The sequence below is a fragment of the Halalkalicoccus paucihalophilus genome (assembly GCF_001593955.1).
GTDB lineage: Archaea > Halobacteriota > Halobacteria > Halobacteriales > Halalkalicoccaceae > Halalkalicoccus > Halalkalicoccus paucihalophilus.
In genome coordinates this window covers 509,634-519,038 of the sequence record NZ_LTAZ01000005.1, presented here as the reverse complement: position 1 = coordinate 519,038, position 9,405 = coordinate 509,634, and the positions used below count along the sequence as shown (strand labels likewise).

Annotated in this window: 10 protein-coding genes; 7 read left to right on the top strand and 3 right to left on the bottom strand. The window is 64.1% G+C overall.

Going from position 1 to position 9,405, the window contains the following annotated elements:
• Positions 1-198: 198 nt before the first annotated feature.
• From HAPAU_RS12200 to HAPAU_RS12190, 4 genes are all read left to right on the top strand, one after another.
• Entirely contained in the window at positions 199-2,565 is a 2,367-nt protein-coding gene (locus HAPAU_RS12200) for a DNA topoisomerase VI subunit B (protein WP_066382991.1), read from the top strand.
• Positions 2,562-3,653, top strand: a complete 1,092-nt coding sequence (locus HAPAU_RS12195; protein ID WP_066382987.1) for a DNA topoisomerase IV subunit A — start codon at positions 2,562-2,564, stop codon at positions 3,651-3,653. The genes HAPAU_RS12200 and HAPAU_RS12195 overlap by 4 nt, the downstream gene beginning before the upstream one ends.
• Positions 3,654-3,719: 66 nt before the next feature.
• Positions 3,720-3,896, top strand: coding sequence for a hypothetical protein (locus HAPAU_RS21700; protein ID WP_169802651.1), 177 nt, complete (start codon positions 3,720-3,722; stop codon positions 3,894-3,896).
• A gap of 214 nt (positions 3,897-4,110) precedes the next feature.
• Entirely contained in the window at positions 4,111-4,392 is a 282-nt protein-coding gene (locus HAPAU_RS12190; RefSeq protein ID WP_066382985.1) for an amphi-Trp domain-containing protein, read from the top strand.
• Here the strand turns inward: HAPAU_RS12190 and HAPAU_RS12185 are convergent.
• Positions 4,389-5,558 (bottom strand): AI-2E family transporter, encoded by a 1,170-nt coding sequence (locus HAPAU_RS12185; RefSeq protein WP_066382982.1) that lies wholly within the window; start codon positions 5,556-5,558, stop codon positions 4,389-4,391. The two genes, HAPAU_RS12190 and HAPAU_RS12185, sit on opposite strands and share 4 nt — an antisense overlap.
• 122 nt (positions 5,559-5,680) lie before the next feature.
• Here HAPAU_RS12185 and HAPAU_RS12180 point away from each other — a divergent pair, with 122 nt between their 5' ends.
• A complete protein-coding gene (locus HAPAU_RS12180) occupies positions 5,681-7,201 on the top strand; it encodes a hypothetical protein (protein ID WP_066382980.1) in 1,521 nt (506 codons plus the stop codon).
• Here HAPAU_RS12180 and psmB read toward each other — a convergent pair whose 3' ends face one another.
• Together psmB and HAPAU_RS21695 are read right to left on the bottom strand one after the other, a co-directional pair.
• Entirely contained in the window at positions 7,202-7,945 is a 744-nt protein-coding gene (gene psmB / locus HAPAU_RS12175) for an archaeal proteasome endopeptidase complex subunit beta (RefSeq protein ID WP_066382978.1), read from the bottom strand.
• A 48-nt stretch (positions 7,946-7,993) separates the two neighbouring features.
• The gene (locus HAPAU_RS21695; RefSeq protein WP_169802650.1) at positions 7,994-8,170 is read right to left on the bottom strand and encodes a hypothetical protein; all 177 of its coding nucleotides are present in this window, start codon (positions 8,168-8,170) and stop codon (positions 7,994-7,996) included.
• A gap of 266 nt (positions 8,171-8,436) precedes the next feature.
• Between HAPAU_RS21695 and HAPAU_RS12170 the strand changes: the two genes are divergently transcribed.
• A complete protein-coding gene (locus tag HAPAU_RS12170; protein WP_066382975.1) occupies positions 8,437-8,787 on the top strand; it encodes a DUF555 domain-containing protein in 351 nt (116 codons plus the stop codon).
• Positions 8,788-8,829: 42 nt separating this feature from the next.
• Positions 8,830-9,369 carry a CBS domain-containing protein gene (locus tag HAPAU_RS12165; RefSeq protein WP_066382973.1) on the top strand — a complete coding sequence of 180 codons (540 nt, stop codon included), beginning with the start codon at positions 8,830-8,832 and terminating at the stop codon, positions 9,367-9,369.
• Positions 9,370-9,405: the final 36 nt, after the last annotated feature.

The following is a 9,405-nucleotide window of genomic DNA, read 5'->3' as shown; positions in this document are numbered from 1 at the left end:
AACTTCCCGTACGCGCGCCCGCGCGTAGGGCGGACTGACGTTGCCGTGTCGGTTTCATACGCCGCTTTCCACAGCAAGACTCTGGGTTTGTGATCATGCTGTTCGTCGATACCGTCTTGGCGGTCTGAACCGGCCACTTCCACTTTCACCGAGCTACCGCACGGGTTTTACGTACCGCGCCGATAGAGACGGGTACGAATGACGTCGCTCCAGTCGACGCTCGGCGACGAACCGGGGATCGCCGACGAGCTCGCTGCCAATCAGCGGGAGATCTCCATCGCCGAGTTCTTCGAGAAGAACAAGCACATGCTCGGGTTCGACAGCGGGGCTCGGGGACTCGTCACCGCTGTCAAGGAGGCCGTCGACAACGCCTTGGACGCCACCGAGGAGGCCGGAATCCTCCCCGATATCTACGTCGAGATCAAGGAGGTCGGGGACTACTATCGGTTAGTCGTCGAGGACAACGGCCCCGGCATCACCAAAGAGCAGATCCCCAAGGTCTTCGGGAAGCTGCTGTATGGCTCTCGGTTCCACGCCCGCGAACAGTCCCGCGGCCAGCAGGGGATCGGTATCTCTGCTGCCGTGCTCTACAGCCAGCTCACCTCCGGAAAGCCCGCGAAGATCACTTCCCGAACGCAGAGCTCGGACGAAGCGCAGTACTTCGAACTGATCATCGACACCGATACCAACGAACCCGAGATAAGTAGGGAAGAGACCACCTCGTGGGATCGGCCCCACGGTACGCGCATCGAACTCGAGATGGAGGCGAACATGCGTGCCCGGGGACAGCTTCGCGACTACATAAAACACACCGCCGTCGTCAATCCCCACGCCCGGATCGAGCTCCACGAGCCCTCCGACTCGTTCAAAGCTGAACGGGCGACCGACCAACTCCCCGCCGAGACCGAGGAGATCCGCCCCCACCCCCACGGTGTCGAGCTCGGAACGGTCATCAAGATGCTCGGATCGACCGACTCCCATTCGCTGTCGGGCTTTCTCCAGGAGGAGTTCACTCGCGTCGGTAAGAAGACCGCCGGGAAGGTGCTCGACAACTTCCGGGACCGGTACTTCGGCCGCGAGATGGCCTGGGAACCGACTGCCGAGGACGAAATAGCTGACGCCGTGAGCGAGGCGACGACGAACAAAGCCGCCGAGGCGATCGAGGCGTTCGCAAGCGGGATCGCGGAGGGGGTCGCGGCCCGCGACCACCTCGCCCACCACGAACTCGAAGCGATCGTCGCCGAGATCGCGGACGGTATCGCCGCCGAACACGGCACCTTCGGTGAGACCGCCCGTCAAAAAGCGGTCGAGGCGGGGTGGAGCGCGATCATCGAGAGTCGGGAGGGGGAGTGTTATCGCTTGGTGGACGCCGCGACGAGCACCCGAAAGGACGAGGCGACGATCGAGGCGCTCTCTCAGCGGATCGCCGCGAAGTTCGACGACGGCCGACACCGCCTGACCCGATCGGACCTCGAAGAGTACGTCGCCCGCGCGGCGGACATGACCCAAGAGCGCGACGACGTCGCGGTGGGCGAGACCGCCCGCGAGAACATCGTCGCCGAGTTTTGGTCGGCCATGAAAACGGTTCCCGACGACGTGCCGCTCGCGAGGGAGGTTGCGAGCGACCGCAACGCAGCCCGCGACCTCGTCGCAGCGATGCGCGAGACGGACATCATCGCGCCGCCGACGGACTGCCTCGCGCCGATCACCGACGAGTTGGTTGAAGCGGGATTGAAAAAGGAGTTCGACGCCGAGTTCTACGCTGCGGCGACCCGGGACGCCGAGGTCCACGGCGGCGATCCGTTCATCGTCGAGGCCGGTATCGCCTACGGCGGCGAGATCCCTGCCGAGGGGAGCATCGACGTGATGCGCTTTGCGAACCGCGTCCCGCTCGTCTACCAGCGCGGGGCGTGTGCGACCACCGACGTGGTCAAACGGATCGGCTGGCGCAACTACGGGCTGGATCAACCCGGCGACAGCGGCCTTCCGAACGGCCCCGCGGTCGTGATGGTCCACGTCGCCTCGACGAACGTCCCCTTTACGAGTGAGTCGAAGGACGCCATCGCGAACGTCCCCGCGATCGAGGACGAGATCGAACTCGCGATCCGGGAGGCCGCCCGCGAGCTCAAGTCCTACCTCTCGAAACAGCGCTCGATCGCCAAACGCCGGAAGAAACAGGACGTTCTGGCGACGATCCTGCCCGAGATGGCCGAGAAGGTCGCGGAAGTGACGGGGCGAGAATCGCCAAACATCGACGCGGCGCTCGCCCGAATCATGAACAACGTCCAGGTCTCGCGCGTGACCGAGAACGGCTCGGTGAAGCTGCTCGTCGAGAACCACTCGAACACGGCCGAAGACCTCGACGTCACCGATATCGTCTCGACGGAGCCGAGCGACCTCTCTGCGGGAACAGTAATAGAGATGGACGGCGAGTGGTTCGTCAAGTGGTCGCCGACGATATCGGCGGGCGAGACGGCGAGCCTCGAGTACAGCGTGGACGGCGAGGCGACCTTCGACCTCGACGTGAGCGGGGTCGAGACGGCGAAACTAACGGTCGAACAATGAGCACGGACACACCACACGACGCACGCGAGCAGTTGATCGAACTCGCCGCGGAGTTCTACGACCAGTTCGCCGAGGGCGACATCCCCGAGATGACGCTCCCCACGCGGACGAAAAGCAACATCGAGTACGACGAGAGTAGTCAAGTATGGGTCTACGGCGATCGGACGAGCACCCGGTCTGCGAACTCGGTTCGGGGGGCACGAAAACTGCTGAAGGCGATCTACACGATCGACTTCCTCGCCGACCAACTGGGCGAGGACCGCTCCTCGACGCTGCGTGAACTCTACTACCTTTCCGAAAGCTGGGACAACGAGGAGGCCCAGTTTTCCGATCAGGACGAGTCCAACCAGCTGATCGAGGACTTGGAGATCGTCTCGTCGGTCACCCGCGAGGACTTCCACATGCGCCCCGAGGAATCGGGCGCGACCCTGATGGGTCCGCTCGAACTGCGAGAACAGACCCGTCGGGGCGAGCGGGTGATCCACTGTCAGGAGGACGTCGGCGAGGGTGGCTATCAGATCCCGAACAACCCCGACACGATCGATTTCCTCGATCACGACGCGGAGTTCGTCCTCTGTGTCGAGACGGGTGGGATGCGCGACCGTCTCGTCGAAAACGGCTTCGACGAGGCGTACAACGTCATCGTCGTCCATTTGAAGGGTCAACCGGCGCGTGCGACCCGTCGGATCACCAAGCGTCTCCACGACGAACTCGACCTGCCCGTCACCGTGTTCACCGACGGCGACCCGTGGTCCTACCGGATCTACGGCTCGGTGGCGTACGGTTCGATCAAGTCCGCGCACCTCTCGGAGTATCTGGCGACGCCACAGGCCGAGTTCATCGGGATCCAGCCCACGGATATCGTCGAGTACGACTTGCCGACCGATCCCCTCTCTGACTCGGACATCAACGCCCTCGAGAACGAACTCGAAGACCCGCGATTCCAGACGGACTACTGGGAAGAACAGATCGAACTCCAGTTGGAGATCGGGAAGAAGGCAGAACAGCAGGCGCTCGCCTCGCGCGGCCTGGACTTCGTCACCGACACCTACCTCCCCGAACGGCTCGGCGAGATGGGCGTCCTGTAGCGGCGGGCCCGATATATCAGAAAATTATCACCGGTGACTAAGCCCGGTTCCCCCGTATACCGTCGCATGGCACACTCTCCCGAGATACCCGAGCGATACGTCTGTACGAACTGCTTGGTCGTGAGCGTCGGCGTCGTCGAACACGCCGACGGCGATCACCGATACGAGCCACCCGCCCGCTGTGGCGCGTGCGGCGAGGACGCGTTCGTCATGGAGGAGCGGTACCCCCAACACGCGGAGTGACACGGCGGGTCGAGATGGTGCCGTCGACTCACGGCTGGTCGCCGACGAACCGCCGGACATCCGCCAGCGAAGCGGTCTTCTGGCGCCGTGGACTCGATCCCGCGGACACGGGCGGCGAACTCGCTGTACTTTGGTGGCGGTGATTGTCGGCTGGGGTGGGTCCGGGCTTCGATCCCCGCCCTAGATTTATCGGTTCGGTGGCCCCAGTTCGGGTATGGCCGAAAAGACCCTACACGAAGCGCGCATGAGCCGAGCCGACGTCGCGACACAGCTCAGACGGCTCGCCGACGAGTTGGATCCCGCAGACGAGGACGGAGATACCGACGACGTCGAGGGAGAGGTCGACGGCGGGATCGAGGTCCCGGTCGGCAACAAACGGGTCCGTCTCGACCCGCCCGAGGAGATCGGCTACGAGATCGGCGTCCGCGAGGGGTCCTCGATCCTCCGGGGCGACCGGGAGACCGTCACCCTGACGCTGGACTGGAAGCCGCGTTAGTCCTCGACCATCGGCGTAGTGTCCGGCTTCTCCGCGGTGGCGACCGGCGGCGCCTCCCGTTCGGGTCCGCCGAAGTCCTCGAGTCGGGTCTGCTGGGCGGGAGTGTCCTCGCCCCAGAGGACGTACGGCAACAGGATATACGTCGCGTTGATGAAGAGGATCAGCAGTATCGGGAGCAAGAACAGCCCGTAGAAGCCGAAGACGGTGGGGCCAACGATGTAGCTGAGGAGCAACATCCCGGTATGGGTGTTGTCGCCGCTGATGAGCGCGCGGATGAAGAAGTCGGGGATGAAATCGACGAAGACCCCTGCAACGACGAAGAAGACCCCGACGTAGAGCAACAGCGCGGTCTGCCCGGCCGCGACGACCGCCGCCGCGAGGCCGATTCCGACGGGAATGTAGACGAGTTTAATCCCGACGACGGGTATCAGGCTGCCGATACCGGCGAGTGCGGCGAGCAGCCCGGGAAACGGTAGCTGTGCGGGCTCGGGTGCGAAGAAGTTGTACGTGAAAAAGACGATGACGCCCATGATGGCGGTGACGAACACGTTGACGATGTTACCGAAGAGCGTCATCGAGAGTTCGGGATCGACCTCCTCGACGTATCGCCGGATGATCCCCGTGTCGTCGAAGTTCGCGAGGATCCACGCGCGCAGTCGTGGGCCGTCGACGAGCATGTAGTAGGTGAGGACGACGAGGATCATGAACTGGACGAACGCATTGCCGACGACGCTCAGTGCACCCGAGAGACTGAAGAGCGCAGCGAGGATCGAACTCTGTGCGCTGGCGCTGGTGAGCGCCTCCTGCAGGGCGTCGAGATCGAGCGCGGCGATATCGAACGCCTCCAACCCCCGACCGAGCACTTGGTCTTGCACGTCGTAGGCCTCGATGAGGGTCTGGGTTTCGATGACGACGATCCCGATGGTGTAGACCAACAGGATCAGAAACGGGACCCCGAACAGGGTGATCGCAAGAAGCGCGCGCAGTCGCTGGGGGATCCCGAACCGGCGCAGAAAGCGGTGGATCGGGCGGACCGAGTAGTACAGGAAGAGCGCGAAGACGACGACGGCGATGAACGCCCGGACCACGTAGGCAGCGACGAGAAACAGCCCGAAGACGATCAGCCCCAGCCCGAGCCGTCGGCCCGTCTCCCTGTCGTACTCCATGTCGTTTCACGATGGCTGCCGGTCGCATTAACTCACCGGTAGGCGGGACGGGCCAGGGAACCCGTCGGATGACGAACCGAACACTCCTACTTTCAAGGTGATCGGCGGCCGATCCCTGTGCAATGACCGAATCCACGCTCGCGACGGCGGTACAGGACGCTCTGAGTATCGACTCGGAGACGTTCCAGCGTCGCGCCGCCGAGGAGGCCGACGTGCTCATCGAGGGGCTTTCGGACGGTGTGTTCGACAACCCGCAGGCGATCGTCGGCTTCGAGTACGAGTTCTACGCCGTCGACGGCGAGACGAGCGCTCTGCGGCGGGTCCCCCGACGAATGCTCGAGTACATCGGCTTCGAGAAGGAACTGGGCCTGCACAACGCCGAGATGTCGACGAGCCCCCAGCCGCTGAACGCCCACGGCCTGCGCGCTCAGGAAGCCGAGATCAAAGCCCGCCTGACGACCGCCCTCGATTGTGTCCGTCCCGAGGGGATCACGCTCGTCAGCGACGGGATGTGGACGATCCCGCCCGAGGGCGAGGGGGCCCGCGAGTATCTCACCGATCACGTCACCGATGGCGGGATTCGGATCGCGACCAACATGAGCGACTCTGTCAGGTATCACGCGATGGCCAACGCCGAGGGCGAGACCACCGCGGGGATGTCCCTCAGAGCGCCCAACGTCACGCTCGATTCGGCCACGGTGATGCCGGAAAGCCTCATCACGTCGATCCAGCCCCACTACCAAGTGGCCCACGCCGCCGACCTGCCCGCGTACTTCAACTACGCGCTGCGGATCGCCGGGCCGTTGCTCGCGCTCGGGGCGAACTCGCCGTTTTTCCCGCCCGATCTCTACGACGACTGTTCGGACGAGCGGATCCTCGACGACGCGTGGATGGCCCACCGGATCGCGGTCTTCGAGAGCGTCCTCAACGAGCGGACGCCCGGAAAGGTGCGCTTTCCCCACGACCTCTCGAGCGTCGAGGAGGCCGTCGACCGGGTCGTCGCCGACGACACCATCGTCCCGATGCCCGTCGAGACCTCCGATCGGTTCGACGACGAGTTCGCCCATTTCCGCATGAAACACGGCACCTACTGGCGGTGGGTGCGTCCGGTTTTCGGCGGGGCGACGCGTTCGGCGGCCAACGCCCGCATCGAGTTCCGCCCCATCGGCTCTCAACCGACTGTCCGGGACTCGGTGGCGTTTCTCGCGATGTTCGCCGGGCTCTTGGAGAGCCTTCCCCGCCGGGACCACCCCGTGATCGGCCTCGACTGGGCCGACGCCCGCGAGAACTTCTACTGTGCGATGCGCGACGGTCTCGGCGCAAGCCTCTCGTGGATCACCGGCGGCGGCGAAACGGTAGTCGAAAGCGAGGCGCTTTTCACCGATCTGTTCGATCACGCCCGCGACGGGCTGAAACTCCGGGGGCTCTCCGATCAGGAGGTCGAGACCTACCTCTGGCCGCTTCGCCACCGTGCCCGACACGGCTACTCGCCCGCCGAGTTGCGCCACGAGCGGGTGAGCGACCTCGTCGACGCGGGCGACTCGCTCGAGACGGCCATCCACACGGCTCAACGCGAGTACATCGACCGGCAGAAAGAAACGCTGTTGGAGGGCAGTTTCGCCGACTGGATCGACGACCGCTGATTACCGGCCGCTACGGATGTCGTCGATGCCCTCGAAGTCCTGGAAGCGCTCGATGTCGACGCCCTCCTCGGTGACGGTGGCGATGTTGAGGCCGTTGCCGCTCGCGGTGTCGCGTTCGACGGCACTACCGACGCTTCTGATGGCGACGTCGCGGGCCTCCTCGACGCTCATTCCTTCCTCGTAGTGCTGTTCGAGCACGCCCAGCGCGAACTGCGAGCCGGAGCCCGAAACGGCGTACGTCTCCTCGGTGGTGCCGCCGAGCGCGTCCATGCTGTAGATGTGGGGGCCTTCGTCGTCGACGCCGCCCAGCACGGGAACGACGATGAAAAAGCCGCCGCTGCGAAGCAGGTTACTGGTGAGCGTCGACAGCGCGGTCATGCTCATGTCCTCGCCCTGACGGGCGTCGTAGAGGTTGACCTCCGCTCGCAGGGTCCGGATCAGCGACTGGGCGGCCGAGACCGACCCGGCGATGGTGAGCGCGCCCGTCGGGTGGACGTCCTCGACTTTCTGGACCGTTTTGCTCGATACCATGTTGCCGAGGCTCGCACGCATGTCGGTCGCCAGTACGACGCCGTCCTCCGCACGGAGGCCGACGGTCGTCGTCCCGGTCTTGAGTTCGGCGGCGTCGGCTCCCTCGGGGAGTTCGGCCTCGGGCAGCGACCCGAGTTCGGGCTCGTAGGGGTTGGCCTGGCCGGGGCTCGACGCGAGCGACTCCGAAAGCTCTAGGTTGTCCGGTGTTCGCATTACCGGACGTTACTCCCGTAGAGTGATAAACCCACTCGTTCCGGTCGATTACTCCGCGGGCGCGTGTGTTTCGTAGACCCGCTCCGCGCTCGTGATGAGTCGATGGACCGGGAGGGTGAGGCCGACTTGTTTCATCGCCACCGCCAGCGGGAGCATGCACAACCCGACGGCGACAGTGGTTTGGTACAGGGCGAACAGGGCAGCGTGGTACAGCCGGGGAATCATTCGATACCTGTCGCTCACCACCACACCCTACATAAATCTTGTTGCCCAAAAAGAATATAATGATCTGTCCAATACAATAGCGATCCGTCGCCGTCTCTTGGTTTCCGATCGTGTCGTCGGTTGGTCGACGAAACGCCACTAAAACATCAAATTTTTGAATGGTTCGACGTGAGCGATTGGCGAGATTCGCATAACGTATGGGGAGAATCGCCATGACGTGCGCGCCGAATCGCAACGCACTCCCCCGCGGAGGAGCCAGTGGTGGTATGAACTATCTCGTTGCGATGGAAGCCGCATGGCTGGTTCGGGATGTCGAGAAGATCGACGACGCGATCGGCGTCGCGGTCAGCGAGGCCGGAAAGCGCCTGAACCAACAGGACATGGACTACGTCGAGGTCGAAGTCGGGGCGACCGGCTGTCCGGCCTGTGGTGAACCCTTCGACTCGGCGTACATCGCCGCGGACACCGCGCTCGTCGGCCTCGTACTGGAGATGAAGGTGTTCAACGCCGAGGGCGAGGAACACGCCCAGCGCATCGCCAAAAGCGAGGTCGGCGGCGCGCTGCGTGACGTTCCCCTGTCGGTGATCGAGACCTTCGAGATCGAGGAGGACGAGTAGCGCTCCCGAACCTTTTATAATAACCCGTAGTTATGTCCGGATATGAACCTTCCCACCCCGCAGGACCTGCGTGAGCGCCGAATCGAGTTGGATCTGACCCAGAGTTCGCTCGCCGAACGCGCGGGCGTCTCCCAGCCGTTGATCGCCCGGATCGAGGGCGGGGACGTCGATCCGCGGCTCTCGACACTCCGGCGGATCGTCGAGGCGCTCGACGAGGCGGAGGGTGGGATCGTCCGGGCGGACGATCTGATGAACACCGAGGTGATCCATGTCGGCCCCGACGACGCGATCCAGGAGGCGGTCCGGAAAATGGACGAGGAGGCCTACTCGCAGCTTCCAGTGCTCCAGAACGGGATCCCTGTCGGAAGCATCAGCCAGAGCGATCTCGTCCACCTCGACGCCGAAGCCCGCGACGAACCGGTCGTCGAACATATGGCCGAGAGCTTTCCGACCGTCTCGCGGGAGGCGACCTCCGACGAGATCGGAAACCTGCTCGATCACTACAAGGCGGTGATGGTGACCGAGGCCGGCGAGACGATCGGGATAATCACCGAGGCCGACATCGCCGCGCGCCTCTCGTAGCCCTACAGCTATAGTGACGGCCGTCGTCCTGTTGGT